The organism is Ancylothrix sp. D3o, assembly GCF_025370775.1.
Classification (GTDB): Bacteria; Cyanobacteriota; Cyanobacteriia; order Cyanobacteriales; family Oscillatoriaceae; genus Ancylothrix.
The window spans coordinates 474,386-489,790 of sequence record NZ_JAMXEX010000002.1; the positions used below are offsets into that span (position 1 = coordinate 474,386).

At 42.5% G+C, this 15,405-nt stretch carries 12 protein-coding genes; 5 read left to right on the forward strand and 7 right to left on the reverse strand.

Annotated features, from left to right (window positions below):
* The first annotated feature begins 178 nt into the window (after positions 1-178).
* The 3 genes from efp to NG798_RS06320 all read left to right on the forward strand — a co-directional run bounded on the left by efp (position 179) and on the right by NG798_RS06320 (position 2,139).
* Positions 179-736, forward strand: coding sequence for an elongation factor P (gene efp / locus NG798_RS06310; protein WP_261221155.1), 558 nt, complete (start codon positions 179-181; stop codon positions 734-736).
* Positions 737-952: 216 nt separating this feature from the next.
* A complete protein-coding gene (gene accB, locus NG798_RS06315; RefSeq protein WP_261221157.1) occupies positions 953-1,447 on the forward strand; it encodes an acetyl-CoA carboxylase biotin carboxyl carrier protein in 495 nt (164 codons plus the stop codon).
* Between the two features lie 338 nt (positions 1,448-1,785).
* Positions 1,786-2,139 (forward strand): metalloregulator ArsR/SmtB family transcription factor, encoded by a 354-nt coding sequence (locus NG798_RS06320; protein WP_261221546.1) that lies wholly within the window; start codon positions 1,786-1,788, stop codon positions 2,137-2,139.
* A 111-nt stretch (positions 2,140-2,250) separates the two neighbouring features.
* On the opposite strand, the gene NG798_RS06325 is transcribed toward NG798_RS06320, so the two are convergent.
* Both NG798_RS06325 and NG798_RS06330 read right to left on the reverse strand, forming a co-directional pair.
* Positions 2,251-2,925 (reverse strand): GerMN domain-containing protein, encoded by a 675-nt coding sequence (locus NG798_RS06325; RefSeq protein WP_261221159.1) that lies wholly within the window; start codon positions 2,923-2,925, stop codon positions 2,251-2,253.
* A 145-nt stretch (positions 2,926-3,070) separates the two neighbouring features.
* Positions 3,071-3,877 carry a DUF2993 domain-containing protein gene (locus NG798_RS06330; protein ID WP_261221161.1) on the reverse strand — a complete coding sequence of 269 codons (807 nt, stop codon included), beginning with the start codon at positions 3,875-3,877 and terminating at the stop codon, positions 3,071-3,073.
* A gap of 813 nt (positions 3,878-4,690) precedes the next feature.
* On the opposite strand from NG798_RS06330, the gene NG798_RS06335 reads away from it, so the two are divergent.
* Positions 4,691-8,251 (forward strand): ATP-binding protein, encoded by a 3,561-nt coding sequence (locus NG798_RS06335; protein WP_261221162.1) that lies wholly within the window; start codon positions 4,691-4,693, stop codon positions 8,249-8,251.
* A 4-nt stretch (positions 8,252-8,255) separates the two neighbouring features.
* Positions 8,256-9,650, forward strand: a complete 1,395-nt coding sequence (locus NG798_RS06340) for a response regulator (protein ID WP_261221164.1) — start codon at positions 8,256-8,258, stop codon at positions 9,648-9,650.
* 118 nt (positions 9,651-9,768) lie between these two features.
* Here NG798_RS06340 and NG798_RS06345 read toward each other — a convergent pair whose 3' ends face one another.
* The 5 genes from NG798_RS06345 to NG798_RS06365 form a co-directional block, all read right to left on the reverse strand.
* Entirely contained in the window at positions 9,769-11,577 is a 1,809-nt protein-coding gene (locus tag NG798_RS06345) for a proline--tRNA ligase (RefSeq protein ID WP_261221166.1), read from the reverse strand.
* A gap of 116 nt (positions 11,578-11,693) precedes the next feature.
* Entirely contained in the window at positions 11,694-12,107 is a 414-nt protein-coding gene (locus tag NG798_RS06350; RefSeq protein ID WP_261221168.1) for a type II toxin-antitoxin system VapC family toxin, read from the reverse strand.
* A complete protein-coding gene (locus tag NG798_RS06355) occupies positions 12,104-12,400 on the reverse strand; it encodes a hypothetical protein (RefSeq protein ID WP_261221170.1) in 297 nt (98 codons plus the stop codon). The genes NG798_RS06350 and NG798_RS06355 overlap by 4 nt, the downstream gene beginning before the upstream one ends.
* A gap of 88 nt (positions 12,401-12,488) precedes the next feature.
* On the reverse strand, positions 12,489-14,180 hold the full coding sequence (locus NG798_RS06360; protein ID WP_261221172.1) for a bifunctional diguanylate cyclase/phosphodiesterase: 1,692 nt from the start codon (positions 14,178-14,180) through the stop codon (positions 12,489-12,491).
* Positions 14,181-14,456: 276 nt separating this feature from the next.
* Complete coding sequence (locus tag NG798_RS06365) at positions 14,457-15,212, reverse strand: C39 family peptidase (RefSeq protein ID WP_261221174.1); 756 nt, start codon at positions 15,210-15,212, stop codon at positions 14,457-14,459.
* Between the last annotated feature and the right edge of the window lie 193 nt (positions 15,213-15,405).

Genomic DNA, 15,405 nt, shown 5'->3' on the forward strand with positions numbered 1-15,405 from the left:
TTGAAAAAAGGCTGGGTGGAGATGTGATCCCACAACTTTCCACCTTCAACATCTTGCCATAGTGCCGTCACGGTCGAATCGTAGGCAGTGGGTGTGGATGGTTTTGCCGGGAATGTGTCAGCGTTCGTGCCGCAATCGAGGTAAAATGAAATGCCGATTGTATGCCCATGCAAGATAAATGATTTCCAGTAATGATTTTCGCCCCGGTGTAACTATTGTTTTAGATGATAACGTTTGGCGGGTTGTTGAATTCCTGCACGTCAAACCTGGTAAAGGTGCTGCCTTTGTTCGTACTAAGTTGAAAAATGTGCAAACGGGTAGCGTTGTTGAGCGGACGTTTCGAGCCGGTGAAACGGTACCGCAAGCGACTTTAGAAAAGAATACGATGCAGCACACCTACAAAGAAAGTGAAAGCTTCGTGTTTATGGATATGGCAAGTTACGAAGAAGCGACCCTTAGCTCTGCACAAATTGGGCCTGGTGTCAAGTACCTCAAGGAAGGGATGGAAGTTAACGTCGTCCGTTGGGGTGAGCAGATTTTAGAAGTTGAGTTGCCTAACTCGGTGATTTTGGAAGTGGTGGAAACTGATCCGGGTGTCAAAGGTGATACGGCGACCGGCGGAAGTAAACCGGCCAAGTTAGAAACCGGCGCTCAAATTCAGGTGCCTTTGTTTATTTCGGTTGGTGAAAAAATTCGCATCGATACGCGAGATGATTCTTATTTAGGACGGGCCTAAGCGTTTGTCTGGGGGGGGGTTGCCGCCCGAATTCAGGCAACTTTCCATTTTCTTTATTAAGGGCTGCGCGGGCTGAGGCAGCATGATGTAGTTTTGTCTCTGGCGAGTTCGCAGGGGGAAGAAGCGAAGGTCAAGAAAAAACTTTAATGTCTGGAATGTCTAAGTTTGGCGTAGCAGCCGATCATCTGTTGAATATATAAAAGGATTGCAATATCTGTGCAACTGGACTTAAAAGAAATCCGCGAATTGTTAGCGGCTTTAGATCAGACTGATATCTCAGAACTGATGTTAAAAAGCGGCGATTTTGAATTGACGGTGCGTAAAAATAGCCATTCTGTAGAGGTTCATCCGCCGGAGTCTGGGCCGGCAGAGGTGCGGTTGTCAGCGCCACCAGCACCGGTGGTTTCTCCTGAACCGTCCCCGGCCATAGCTGCTCAGCCTTCTGCTGGGCCGCCGGCTTCTGATAAAAAGCTGGTGGATGTGATGTCACCGATGGTGGGGACGTTTTACCGTGCGCCGGCGCCGGATGAGCCGCCGTTTGTGGAAGTTGGAGATCGCATTACCACCGGCTCGACGGTGTGTATTATTGAGGCGATGAAGTTGATGAATGAAATTGATGCCGAGGTTTCCGGTACGGTGGTGGAAATTTTGGGCAAAAATGGTGCGCCGGTCGAGTATGGTCAAGTTTTGATGCGGATCAAGGTTGATTAAGGTTGGGGGGGGAGTTAATTTTTAGGGCCAAATGGTAGGGACACACAGCCTGCTGTGTCTCTACAAAGTTTTGTTGCAAATATTATTTAGATTGATATTATTTTCTTGACGTTGGTTTTAGGGTGTGATAGAGGAAATGTTAAAAAAAAATCAGGAAATGTTGCAAAATTTAATCGCTGGCGGGCCAAAATTTCCAAATCAAGAGATTAATTTCTAAAGTTGATACAAAACTTAAAATTAGCTGCAATGAAAGTTAAAAATAGAGAGTAAATCGCTGTATTGGCATAGACTGGTTCACTGCTAAAATTTGGGGATCAGTCCTGGTGATGGTTGATCCGATGAAATCAGCGCAGCCTGTCCCTCAAGAAGTTGTCCAGCAAGTTGCTGATTATTTCAGTATCTTGAGTGAGCCGATGCGGCTCAAGATTTTAAACTTACTGCGCGACGGTGAGAAATGTGTACAAGAGTTGGTGGAGGCTACCGAAACTAGCCAAGCCAATGTCTCGAAGCATCTGAAAGTGATGCTACAAGCGGGTATTCTCAGCCGACGAACTGAAGGTACTTCTGCTTATTATCGTGTGGAAGATGGCTTGATTTTTGAGTTGTGTAATTTGGTGTGCGACCGGCTGGCCACGAGAATTGAGCAGCAAGCTCAGCATTTTCGGGCTTTTACGTTGTCTTCTAAGGAGTAGCTAAAGGGGGTGAAATCTAAATTTCTCTTTCCTAGCCGAGGCCGGCTGGATGCCGTGCAGTGGGGGTTGGTTGGCACGGCATCCAATAAATGACAGTTGACGGCCAAAAAATTAAAGCGAGAAGTCCTTTTCAAAGGTTTGGCGAGTCAGGGGCACCGGCACGACTAAACCTTCACCGCCTAAAACTTCGAGGGGTTTACCATCGACGGAGAGCCAGACTTGGGCGTTGGGGTCTGTGCTTGTGGCGGTGTAGAGGACTTGGGCTAAACGAGAAATCATTGCAGCACTCCCGCCGCCGGTTTTGAATTCGGGGGATAAGTCAACGTGGATGCCATCGTTTTTAACGCTGACGGAGTTGATTTTGGTGCCTTGGGGGATGCTGCTAAAGGTGCCGCTGGGGGGGCTAGTTAAAAGCGTGTTGAAGGCGGTTTGCAGGCTATCTGCGGGTTTTTCTGTTTTGGTGGTGGCGATGGGCACGGGTACTAATTCCGTACTGGTGCCGCTGTCTTTTAGCCAATAAACTTTTGCTGTTTGTTGAGCGGTTGGTTGGGCCGGTTTTGCTGTTTCGGTGGGTTGAACGGCGCTGGGTGGGGGGGTGACGGGTATTTGTACCGGCGTTTGGGTGGGGGTAATGGGGGTTGAAATTTGGTTGTTTGTTGTTTGGGTGGTTTTGTTGTTGGATAGCAACCAGGCTGCACCACCACCGCCGACTAATAAAACGGCTAGGATGGCGGCGATGGCGCTGCTGGGTGGCCGGCGGGTTGGTTGTTGTTGTTGTTCTTCCATGAATTTGTGTCTCCTTTTGGGGATTATTGGGTGTTTGGCGGTGCTTTCTGGCTTCTTTACTATAGCTATGAGGAGCGTCCGGTCATTTTTGGGAGTGGAAAACAAGGAAAAGCTGGTCTGTTTTTATTACTTCACGGTGGCGGGTTTAGTTTCCTGTTTGCGGGTTGGGTTTGGCTTGGACAAAGGCGGCTATTTCTAACTGTTCTGGGGTGAGGTTTAGTTTTAGGAATCTTAGCAAAATTTGGGTATTTTGGATGTTTTGAATGTCGAGGCGGCTGTTTATTCGTTGGGTTAGGGTGTTGACGAGTCTGGGTGGGGCTGGTTCGTTGTTGGCTAATATGCTTAGGTCGGTTAATTGTAGTTTTCCTTGGTTGAGGGTGAGGGCTGTTTCAATGTCGAGGTTAAGGCGTTCTGGGTAGCCTTTTTCTTGAATTTCTACGAGTAATTTAAGGCGGTTGTTTTCTAAGAATTCTAGGCGGGGGTTGAGGATTTCGTAGCGTTGTATTTGCTCGGTTTGGGCTAAGTCGGCGATGCTGGTGGTTAGGTTTTTGAGCCGGTTTGTGATTTGGGGAGATTGTAGGGCGCGGTTGATGTCTTCTGGGGTTAATACTATGCGAATGCCTGCGTTTAGGGGGGATTTCAGGGCTGATAAATCTAGGTTTTGTCGGGACTGTCGCAGTTTTTGAATGTCGATGTTTAGGGGGTCTGTTTCTATTTCGAGGGTGTCGATGCGGATGTCTTGTTTTAAGTATAATCCTCTGCCGGCAATTCTAATTCGATCTACTTTTCCTTGGATGAGTTGAAAGCTGGGGGTGTTGTCGATGCGGACTTGTAATTGTTCGACGCTTTCAAGTTGATTGCGAATGGCTTTTTCGGCGGCGCTGTCTGCGATGAAGCCGACGGGGGAAATGATGGTTAGGATGAGTGAGAGGAGGATGCTTAAAATTTCCATTTTTAAGGTTTAGGTTTGTTGATTTATCTGGGAGGTGTGTTAATTTTAGCCTGGCTTTGAGATGTTTGGCTGCGGGTTTGTTGGTAAAGATTTCTAGGGCTTGATGTGGGGCTTTTCGGCAAGTAAATGGGTGATAATTTGGGCTGGGGGTTTTTGATGTTTTTTGCCTAATTTGCTGAGAATAAAGTTTTGGTTTTTGTTGCGTCTGTGCTGGGGGTTTTGGGGGTGCCGGTGTGACTAAATATCATTTTGAGCAAAATTATAGCGGTTTTTAGTTGGATGAAGTAGACAAAGCTGTTATAAAAACGCGGTTTATTTTAGAAAGGGGCTTTTTTTCCTGAGCATAACTCGTGGCCTTTTGATGGGAATATATAGAAAAAACAAGGCTCAAAATTGAAAGGAGTTTGTTTAGGATAGATGGGCGGTAAATAAAGTTATTGTAGGTGTATATAGGTTGAGGCTTTTTTGTTAAATCCGATACCAAATTCCAAAAACATAAGGTAGTTTTTTTTTGGTTCAGACTCCTTGATTTTTGATGACGAAGGTAATTTGATTATTTTTTTTAAAGGGAAAAATTATAATAGCAATCTCTAGGGTTATAATTTGAAGCATAGAGTAAGCGAGAAATTAGGGTGCCGGTCAAAAAAAAGTGAAGCCGCTGCGAATCGAGCCTACATAAAAGCAGAATTTGCTTGATAATGGTTCCCTGAGAGGCCGGTTTATTGAAGTGAGCTTTATAAAAATTTTACAAACGAGAAGGCTGATTTGTAAAGTTTTTACATAAAAGTTAAAAGAAGGAGAAAAATATAACTTATGAAAAATTTTTCATCACAAAAAGTTGTAAAAGCCAGACGCGATTATAACAGTTGGGTGGCGACGGAAAGTTTAGAAGATTATGCGCTGCGGTATGCGCCAAAATCTTTTAGGAAGTGGTCAGAATTTTTAGTTGCTAATACGGCGATAGGGGGAATTTCTTTTTTGGCGCTAGAAGCGATTGGCGGTTCTCTGGCAATTAACTACGGGTTTGCTAATTCTTTTTGGGCAATTGTGGTGGTGGGGGCGATTATTTTTTTGGCTGGCTTGCCAATTTGTTATTATGCAGCTAAATATAATATTGATATGGATTTGCTGACGCGGGGGGCCGGTTTTGGTTATATTGGTTCGACGATTACATCGCTGATTTATGCTTCTTTTACGTTTATTTTTTTCGCGTTGGAAGCGGCGATTATGGCTCAAGCTTTGGATTTGTATTTTCACTTGCCTTTGGCTTGGGGTTATGTAATTTGTTCGCTGATTATTATTCCGCTGGTATTTTTTGGGGTAACGCTGATTAACCAGTTGCAATTTTGGACGCAGCCAATATGGTTAACGTTGATGATTTTACCTTATATTTTTGTTCTTTATAAAGATCCAACTGCTTTTTCAAATTGGGTAAATTTTGCAGGAAAATCAGAAAGCGGCGCAAGTTTTAGTTGGTTGCTTTTTGGTTCAGCGGCTACGGTGTCGTTTTCATTAATTGCTCAATTGGGCGAACAAGTGGATTATTTGCGGTTTTTGCCTGATTTGAAGGAAGATAATAAGTTTCAGTGGTGGACAGCGGTAATTTTAGCCGGCCCTGGGTGGATTATTTTAGGGGGTGCAAAGCAGCTTGGGGGGGCATTTTTGGCTTCTTTGGCGATTAATCATGGTGTGGATTTTGCGAAGGCAAAAGAGCCGATTCAAATGTATTTAGCCGGCTATAGTGATGTGTTTGATAATCCGGCGGTGGTGATGTCTGTGGCGGTGTTTTTTGTAATTATTTCTCAAATTAAAATTAATGTGACAAATGCTTATGCCGGCTCTTTGGCGTGGTCAAATTTCTTTTCGCGGTTAACGCATAGTCATCCGGGGCGAGTGGTTTGGTTGGTTTTTAATGTGGCGATTTCGCTATTGCTAATGGAGTTGGGGGTTTTTGAAACTTTGGATGCGGTGTTGGGGCTGTATTCTAATGTGGCAATTGCTTGGGTGGGGGCTTTGGTGGCGGATTTAGTTGTTAATAAACCGGTTGGTTTAAGTCCTTCTTATATTGAGTTTAAAAGAGCGTATTTATATAATATTAATCCGGTTGGTTTTGGCTCGATGTTGGTGGGTTCGGGGGTGGCAATTGCTGCTTTTTTGGGGTTTTTTGGCAGTGATATTAAAGCGTTTTCGCCTTTTATTGCGCTGGTTGTAGCTTTTGTTTTGTCGCCGGTTATTGCGGTTATTACGAAAGGGAAATATTACATTGCTAGAGAAAATATTTATGCGAATACAGAAGCTTTATCTCCTGTTTTGGTGACGGGGGAGGAGAGGGGAGAAGAGGGCTTTGTTTTGCTTAATCAAAAAGCTTTGCGTTGCTGCGTGTGCGAGAATGAATATGAGCCGGCGGATATGGCTTTTTGTCCGGTTTATGATGGGCAAATTTGTTCGCTTTGCTGTTCGCTGGATGCTCGCTGTCACGATGCTTGTAAGGAAGAGATGGGGAGCGTTCAACATCCGGTAGAGTTTATTTATCAGGCAACTTTTAGAGAAAAAATTTCGCCAATTTTGGGAGCGAGGCTGATTAAATATTTGGGGATATTTTTACCGGCATCTGGATTTGCCGGGGCAATTTTTGGGGTTATTTATTATCAAGCTGCGGGGATACCGGAAATGCTGCCGGTGGTTTCGCGGCAATTATTGGAAACGTTTTTAAAGTTATATGCAACGCTGGTTATTGTGATTGGAATTACGGCGTGGTGGGTGGTGTTGGCGGAAGAAAGCCGGCAGTTGGCAGAAGAAGAATTAGATAAGCAAAATTTGCAATTGCAACAAGAAATAAAAGAGCGTTTACAAGTCGAAGAAGCGCTGCGAAAGTCGGAAAAAGATTTGAAAAAAGCGAAAGAAACGGCGGATGCGGCGAATAAGGCAAAAAGCGAATTTTTGGCGAATATGAGCCATGAATTGAGAACGCCTTTGAATGGAATTTTGGGCTATGCACAAATTCTGCAAAAGTCCAAAACCATGACACAAAAAGAATTGGATGGAGTCAGGATTATTAATCAGTGTGGTTCGCATTTGCTGACGGTGCTTAATGATATTTTGGATTTGTCAAAAATTGAAGCGAGAAAGATGGAATTGCACCCGGAAACTTTTTATTTGCCTTCGTTGTTGATGGGGGTGGTGGAAATTTGCAGAATTCGGGCAGAGCAAAAGGATATTGCCTTTGGTTACCGGGTTTTAAGTTCTCTGCCTTCCTATATGCTAGGAGATGAAAAACGTTTGCGGCAAGTGTTGATTAATTTATTGGGAAATGCAATTAAATTTACAGAGAAAGGTGGGGTAACTTTTGGGGTGAAAGTGTTGGGAGTTGATGTTAAAAATGATGGAGGGAAGGAAGAAAAAGTTTATACAATTCGCTTTGAAGTTGAAGACACCGGCGCGGGAATAGATGCTGAACAATTGTCAAAGATATTTTTGCCGTTTGAGCAAGTGGGTGAGACTAGGCGACAAAGTGAAGGCACCGGCTTGGGATTGGCAATTAGCCAAAAAATTGTAACGATGATGGGGAGCAAAATTGAGGTAAAAAGTAAATTGGGAGAAGGGAGTATTTTTTGGTTAGATTTACAGTTAGTGGAGGTGGCAGAACATGGTAGAGAAAAGGTAGCAGTAAATAAAATAATTAGTGGATACACCGGCCAAAAGTTGAAAATTTTAGTGGTGGATGATCGCTGGGAAAATCGTTCGGTGATTATGAATTTTTTGCAACCGCTGGGGTTTGAATTGGCAGAGGCGGCTAATGGTAAAGAAGGTTTGGCGGTGGCGGCTGAATTTCAACCGCATTTGATTGTGGTTGATATGGTGATGCCGGTGATGGATGGCTTTGAAATGACGCGGCAGATCCGGCAATTATCTGAGTTTAAGGATATAAGAGTTGTGGCTTCTTCGGCGAGTGTATTTGACACGGATAAGCAAAAGTTTTTGGAGATGGGAAGCGATGATTTTTTGCCGAAGCCGGTGCGAGAAGAAGAATTGCTTTCAAAATTAAAAGAGCATTTGGGGTTAGAATGGGTGTATAAAGAAGATGTGCCTTGTGGCTCTGGGCCGGCCCAAGATAACTCTTTCGGTGAGTTGGGAGAAAAGCAAAATTTAGCTTGTATAAAAAGCGAAACTGCTGCGCTCTATCTACCGCCAGAAAGGCTTGAAATCTTGTTTGAGTTAGCTAAAAAAGGCAATCTTAAAGCAATAGGTAAAGAAGCGGCCAAACTGGAAGCGGAGGATAGTAAATATATGGCGTTTGCCAGCACGTTGCGCGAAATGGCAAAAAACTTTCAGGAGAAAGAAATTGTACAGTTCATCAATCAGTACAGGGAATAAATGTATGAATAATGATTTATATGCAGCCGAGAAAGATATTATTTTAATTGTCGATGACAAGGCGGCAAATTTAGGAGTGCTTTCGGATTTTTTGGATGAAGAAGGGTTTGAAGTGAGAGTGGCTCGTGATGGAGAAAGCGCTCTGGAAAAAGCTAATTATGAACCGCCGGATATGATATTACTGGATGTAATGATGCCGGGAATTGATGGCTTTGAAACCTGCTGTCGGCTTAAGGGAAATTCAACTACTGCTGAGATTCCCATTATATTTATGACGGCTCTTTCGGATGTGGTTGATAAAGTTAAAGGATTAAGCTTGGGAGCGGTGGATTATATCACCAAACCATTCCAGCCAGATGAAGTTTTAGCGCGAATTAAATTGCACCTAAAACTACAAAAATTGAACCAAAAAATATATCAGCAAAACTTGCAATTAAAGCAAGAAATTGAGGAGCGCTACGAAGCGCAAATGGCCTTGCAAAAACTAACCCAAGAGTTAGAAGAGAGAGTCAACGAACGTACCCATAAACTTAGTGACGCTTTGCATATTTTACAAGAAACTCAACTGCAACTGGTGCAAACAGAAAAGTTAGCTACCCTGGGACAGTTAGTGGCCGGTGTAGCGCACGAAATTAATAACCCTTTGAGCAGTATTTCTGGGAATCTTGCCTGCGCTGAAGGCTTTATGGAAAATATTATCGAACACTTGCGGCTTTATCAAGAAAACTATCCCACACCGGCACCCCAAATTCAAGAACACGCCGAAGAAATAGAAGTGGATTATTTACTAGAAGATTTGCCAAAAATAATCGCTTCTATGAAAGTAGGAACCGAACGCATACAAGCTTTAAGCCTTTCTTTGCGAAATTTTTACCGCTCAGACTCCTCCAAAAAAGAGCCGGTAAACCTCCGCGAAGGAATAGACAGCACATTATTAATTTTGCAACACCGGCTCAAAGGAAAAGGCAACCGGCCAGTCATAGAAGTTATTAAAAAATACGGCGATCTTCCCCTAGTCACTTGCTATCCGGGCCAAATCAATCAAGTATTTATGAACTTAATTGCTAATGCCATTGATGCCATCGAAGAAGCCGGTACTCGTGGTTATTTGGCTTCTCCAAAGCAGCCGGGTAAAATAGAAATTCATACTCAATCTTTAGACTCCCAATCAGTCATTATCCGCGTTAAAGATAACGGTGCGGGTATGGCCGAAGAAGTAAAAAACAAAATTTTTGAACCAATGTTCACCACCAAACCTATAGGCCGAGGCACCGGCTTAGGGCTATCAATTAGCCGCAGTATTATCGAAGAAAAACACGGCGGAAAATTAATATGTGATTCCGAAATTACACAAGGATCTGAATTTATTATCCATCTTCCTATTAAGCCCGTTGAATGAGCAAAAACCTTTTTTTTGACCCATAAATACAGCCAAGAGGGGGCGGGTTTATTAAAGATTTATGGCGCAATAAATTGAGAATAACCCGCCCCTAACAAGCGTCTGCTGTCTTTATTCTTTAACTTTCAATCGCCTTACTCATCCATTCTTTGATGGTAGAAATTACGTCCTCAATAGCAATTTCTTGAGCTTTTTTCGTGGCGCGTTCTACGACTTCCACTTTACCGTCTTTAATGGCTCTTCCGGTAACAATGCGATAGGGAATGCCGATTAAATCTGCATCTTTGAATTTTACACCGGCCCGCTCATCTCGGTCATCCAATAAAGTCTCAATACCAGCTTCATTTAAACCTTTGTAGAGGTTTTCTGCTATCTCAATTTGCTGCTTGTCTCCGATATTGGGAATGGTAATAATGGCGTGATAAGGAGCAATTGCCACCGGCCAAATGATACCATCTTTGTCGTAAGATTGCTCAACGGCTGCTTGAGCTAAGCGGGAAACACCTACTCCATAGCATCCCATCACTAAAGGCAATTCTTCGCCTTGTTCGTTGGTAAAGGTAGCATTCATTGCTTTGGAATATTTGATGCCAAGTTGGAAAATATGACCGACTTCAATTCCTCTCGCAGTTTGTAATGTTTGGTCGAAGTGATGAATAGCTCGATCTCCGGCTTTTGCTTTGCGGAGATCAAAGATTTTTGGTGGAAGTTTGAAGTTTTCATCCCAATTTGCACCCACAACGTGATAACCGCTTTCGTCGCTGCCGGTGATGAAGTTTTTCAAGTTATACGCCGTGTAGTCAACTAAGCGCAAAAACTTAGAAGAAACTTCTTTACTTCCGGCAATATAGCTATCTTCTAAATTGGGAGAAATGTAACCCAAAGGAAGAGATTTTGCTGCCCATTTTTGTTGTGCTTCTGCATCGGGAACCGTCAGAGAAATAATCGTATTTCCGCCATAATTCCCCGCCTGTCTGGTAAGTTCGTTTTGCAGTTTTACTTCGTTGACATCTTGATCACCACGAATGCTTACCAATACCAAAACTGTCATCCCATTATCATACACAGTTTGATAAAGGACATTTTTAACAATGGTGGTGGGGGAAGTTTTCAAGAATTTGCAAAGTTTTTCGATAGTATCTGTCCCCGGAGTTTCGCGTTTTTCGTAACTGCTGAAGGGCGAGATTTCGGCATCGGGGGCAATAGAAACGGCTTTTTCTACGTTAGCTGCATAGTTGCCATCTTCGGTGTATAAAACTTCATCTTCACCGGCCTCTGCAAGCACCATAAATTCTTGAGATCCAGACCCACCAATGGCGCCGGAGTCTGCTTCAACGGCACGGAATTTTAAACCACACCGGCGCAACATATTACTGTAAGCGGTGTGCATATCTGCGTAAGTTTTTTTGAGGCTTTCTTCATTTGTGTGGAAAGAATAGCCATCTTTCATAATAAATTCGCGTCCGCGCATTAAGCCAAAACGGGGGCGAATTTCGTCACGGAATTTGGTTTGAATTTGATATAAATGTACAGGGAGTTGCCGGTAGGAACGAATCATTTCTTTGGCAACTGTAGTAATAACTTCTTCGTGAGTTGGGCCAAGTCCTAATTCCCGTTTTTGCCGGTCTGTGAGAGCAAACATTATACCTTCGGCTTTTGTATAAGTATCCCACCGGCCCGATTCGCGCCACAGTTCGGCAGGCTGGAGTTGTGGCAGCAGAGTTTCTTGGGCGCCGGTGGCGTCCATTTCTTCGCGGACGATCTGCGATACTTTTTTGAGAACGCGCCACATCAGGGGTAAATAGGCATAAATGCCGCTACCGATGCGGCGGATATAGCCGGCGCGTAACAAAAGTTTATGGCTAGGAATCTCCGCTTCGGCTGGATCTTCCCGCAGGGTGACAAATAACATTTGTGAGAGTCGCATTGTTTTTTAACCTAATAGACCGGATGTTAATTATCTCAGATTTGTGATAGCCGGCGTCGCATCCTGAGTTTGTTGAGAGTGAAGGCATTTTTGAGGATGCCGGCAGATAAATGTTATTAACTTGTGAATTGTTCTAAAAGTTGAGTAGGGGTCAAAATTTGCAAAGAAGCTTCTCTATAATCTTGGGTATTGCGGGTAACAATAACCTCCAGATTATTGATGATAGCGGTGTGGTATTGTATGGCATCTTCAAAATCTCTAAAATTACTACTGAGGGAACGGTTAATGACATCTTGGTTAACAGTAGCAACTCTGCAAATAGTTACTAAACGCCTTAAAAAATCAAGAGAACCTTCTCGGCCTTGATTTTTGCGGATCAGGTAGTAAAGATCGCCAAAAGTTGAACCCGATACATAGGCTTCTACTTTTTGTTGTTGAACCAAAGTAAAAACTTGGTTACTGTCCTCAAAAAAAGGGTGCCGCTCAAGAGCGACATCCATAATAACATTAGTATCGATTAAAATTTTCACAATCCATGCTTCTCTTTTAACGCTTCCCATCTTACAGCATCTTCATCAAAATCTGGTGAAACTGGTTTAGCTTGCGCTAACCACTCACTAAAAATATTGCTGCTAGACTTGAGTTCTGTGCGTGTTAGTTGTTCAGCCACCGTTTTTTTTTCATCTGTAAAATTATCAGCCACTTTTTCAACTTCCCCAACAATAAAAACTTCCACATCTCCAGCCGGTAAATTCACAGGTTCACTCAGCGTTAAACGACCCGCCGCATCAACTTTCCCTTTAACCTTATACGCTTGCATCATAAAAAAACCATCCTATTTATCTGCGTTTATCCGCGTTTATCTGCGGTTTAATTATAACACTCTTCCAGCCCAACAAAAAAAACCTAGATTAGGAAAAACTCTTATTAATCAAAGCAGCAATATTTTCAGCCGGCACCGGCTTGCTAAAATAATAACCTTGACCTTCATCACAACCACGCATTTGCAAATAATCAAGCTGATCTTTCGTTTCTATACCCTCAGCCGTGATTTCTAAATGCAGCGTTTTTGCTAAAGCAATAATAGCATCAGTAACAGCAGCACTATCAGAATTGGATGTCAAATCTTGGACAAAAGAACGGTCAATTTTTAGAATATGAACCGGAAAACGTTTCAAATAATTAAGAGAAGAATAGCCGGTGCCAAAATCATCAAGCGCTAGAATGACTCCTAACTCGCGCAATTCTTCTAAAGTTTTAACAGAACGTTGAACATCACCCATCAAAAAACTTTCCGTTACTTCTAATTCAAGGAAAGAATTTTCCCGGCCGGTTTCCGTCAAAACTTCCCGAATAACCTCAACTAAATTCGGTTGTTCAAATTGTCGTGCAGACAAATTTACTGAAATACGAATTGCCGGTAAACCATCAAGTTGCCAGCGACGAGTTTGAGCGCAAGCAGTGCGTAAAACCCACTCACCAATAGGCACAATTAAACCATTAGCTTCGGCAATAGGAATAAACAGCCCCGGAGACACTAAACCGCGTTGAGGATGTTGCCAGCGAACAAGAGCTTCAACGGCTGTCATTTGGCCGGATTGCAAGTCAATTAAAGGCTGATAGTGTACCACCATTTCACCTCTTTTTAGGGCCCCGTGCAATTCATTTTCTAAAATTAAGCGATCCCGTAATTTAGCATTAGTTTCCGGTGAAAAAAATTGATATTGATTTCGGCCTTTTTCTTTGGCTTGATAAAGGGCAATATTGGCTTGATGCAGCAGCTTAATTACATCATTTTTTTCGTCCAAAGCATTCAAAACAATGCCAACACTGGCTGTAATATGAATCGCTTGTTGCTCTATTAAAAAAGGCTTTTCTAGGGATGTCACAAACAATTGGGCTAAACTGATAGCGCTTTCAAAAGAAGGTATTTCTAAACGAGCAATGGCAAATTCATCCTTGTTTATATGAGCCAGGATATCATGGGAAGAAATACAGGTTGTTAACCGCTGGGCAATCGCTCTTAAAAGAAAACTTAAGGTATCCTGTTCTAAGGCATGACTGAGGCCGGTGTAATCATCAATTCCTACTAAAAAAACAGCCACAAGTCGCTGTTTATTTTCAGTCTGAGATAAAATTCCTTCCAGGCGTTGGCAGAATAAATTTTGATTGGGCAATCCCGTCAGCGCATCATAGTGACTGATATAGTTAATTAATTCATCGAGTTGGTGAAGTGTTTGGGAAGTATCAGCCATCAAGGTTCCCGCTTCATCGATAAATTTTGTAGGGAGAACAGGCAATTTTTTATTTTTCACATAATTTTGCAGGGCATCGGATGTTAAAATAACCGGCATCAGCAAATGACGCAATGCGTAGAGAGTTGCGCCTGTTCCTATTAGTGTAGCCACCAAAGCAACTACCAACACTCGCACGGTCGTTTGCCAAGAATCCGAGTGTGATGTAATAAAACTAAAAATTAAAGCTAACAGAGGAACGTGGGTTCCTAAAAACGCCACGATCATAATTTTGGCAGTGTAACTTTTTTTCAGCAACGGAAAGCGAGCAAGGGATGAATACAGGTAGAGCTTCTGATTGAGCTTCATAGAAAATTTGTTTGGCAGAAAAGGGGTGTGATCTGTTTATAACTCAAACAAAAATATTTTGTAAGGGGGATAAAATAACATAAAATAACAAAATATTAAATTTTGCAAAAAAATAATAAGAAATTTTTTGTTTTTAAGCAGGCAATTAAACCCTAAAACAAGCCAACCACCAATCTGTGTAAAATAAGCTTGCATCTGCCGCACAAAGCCAACATAAAAAACCCGGTCTTTTGGAAAAACCGGGTTGTTATTGAACTTATCAACACTAAAAAGCTCTTACTTTTTGGAGATGAAATGTACCCAGAAATCGCCATCGTGCCGGCAAGTTTTATCAATCATTCCATAGGAATAAGTCAAACCGGCACCAGAAGAATAAGTATCATAGCCATCAGAGTGCCATTGACCATAGGGGTCATTAATAATAAAGCCTTTTTGGTTAAAACCAACCACGCAAACAATATGACCCGATGCCGTAAAATATCCGTGAATGACAGCAGGATTACCTAGAATTAACCACTCTTGAACTTCTTCAACGGTGGCGTTTGTTTTGAAGGTGTCTTTGTAACCGTAACCTTCCACCAATTTAGCTAAATCTTGAGGGGAATGCCGGTCTAAATTTTTCGCTTGCATCCAATGGTGAAACTCATCTTCGAGTTGTTGTTTGGGATTTTTGCCTTTTAAACCCAAATAAGAAAGAGCCATTGCTATGCTCGTAACATTGCAAGTTCCGTAGGGATAGGCTGTATTATCCAACTGCGATTTATAGGGAACCTTGAGTTTAATTTCCGACGGACAAACAACTTTTTTATCTTTGACTATAACCGCGTGTTTTTGGTAAACATACCAAGTATTTTTACCTTGAAAATTCTGGTTTGCAAACGTAACTTTGACGTGATCAAGCATGGGTGTGTACACTTGCACATCATAACTGCACCCTGCTTTGATATCGCATTTTTGCTCGGCGGATAATTGCGAAGATTGCAGGGGTTGTTGTTTGAGAACAGAATCGCACAGAAATTTGATTTGTAGCATAGTTTTCGGGTGATTGGTAATTCGTGATTGGTAATTAGGAAAAGTAAGTGAGGATCTATCCTTTGCTAAAAAAGGAATTAATAGAAACTTTTTGTCCAACTGGTTATGAAATATATAATCAGGCTACAACAAGTTTGCTAGTGCCAAGATTGACAGCAATCAGCTTAACAGCCGGCCTCTGTAACGGCAAGGT

What these genes read in the sequence shown, in the direction of transcription:
- efp (WP_261221155.1), top strand. Translation starts at nt 179, where the DNA reads ATGATTTCCAGTAATGATTTTCGCCCCGGTGTAACTATTGTTTTAGAT.
- NG798_RS06320 (WP_261221546.1), top strand. Translation starts at nt 1,786, where the DNA reads ATGAAATCAGCGCAGCCTGTCCCTCAAGAAGTTGTCCAGCAAGTTGCT.
- NG798_RS06325 (WP_261221159.1), bottom strand. Translation starts at nt 2,925, where the DNA reads ATGGAAGAACAACAACAACAACCAACCCGCCGGCCACCCAGCAGCGCC.
- NG798_RS06330 (WP_261221161.1), bottom strand. Translation starts at nt 3,877, where the DNA reads ATGGAAATTTTAAGCATCCTCCTCTCACTCATCCTAACCATCATTTCC.
- NG798_RS06335 (WP_261221162.1), top strand. Translation starts at nt 4,691, where the DNA reads ATGAAAAATTTTTCATCACAAAAAGTTGTAAAAGCCAGACGCGATTAT.
- NG798_RS06340 (WP_261221164.1), top strand. Translation starts at nt 8,256, where the DNA reads ATGAATAATGATTTATATGCAGCCGAGAAAGATATTATTTTAATTGTC.
- NG798_RS06345 (WP_261221166.1), bottom strand. Translation starts at nt 11,577, where the DNA reads ATGCGACTCTCACAAATGTTATTTGTCACCCTGCGGGAAGATCCAGCC.
- NG798_RS06355 (WP_261221170.1), bottom strand. Translation starts at nt 12,400, where the DNA reads ATGATGCAAGCGTATAAGGTTAAAGGGAAAGTTGATGCGGCGGGTCGT.
- NG798_RS06360 (WP_261221172.1), bottom strand. Translation starts at nt 14,180, where the DNA reads ATGAAGCTCAATCAGAAGCTCTACCTGTATTCATCCCTTGCTCGCTTT.
- NG798_RS06365 (WP_261221174.1), bottom strand. Translation starts at nt 15,212, where the DNA reads ATGCTACAAATCAAATTTCTGTGCGATTCTGTTCTCAAACAACAACCC.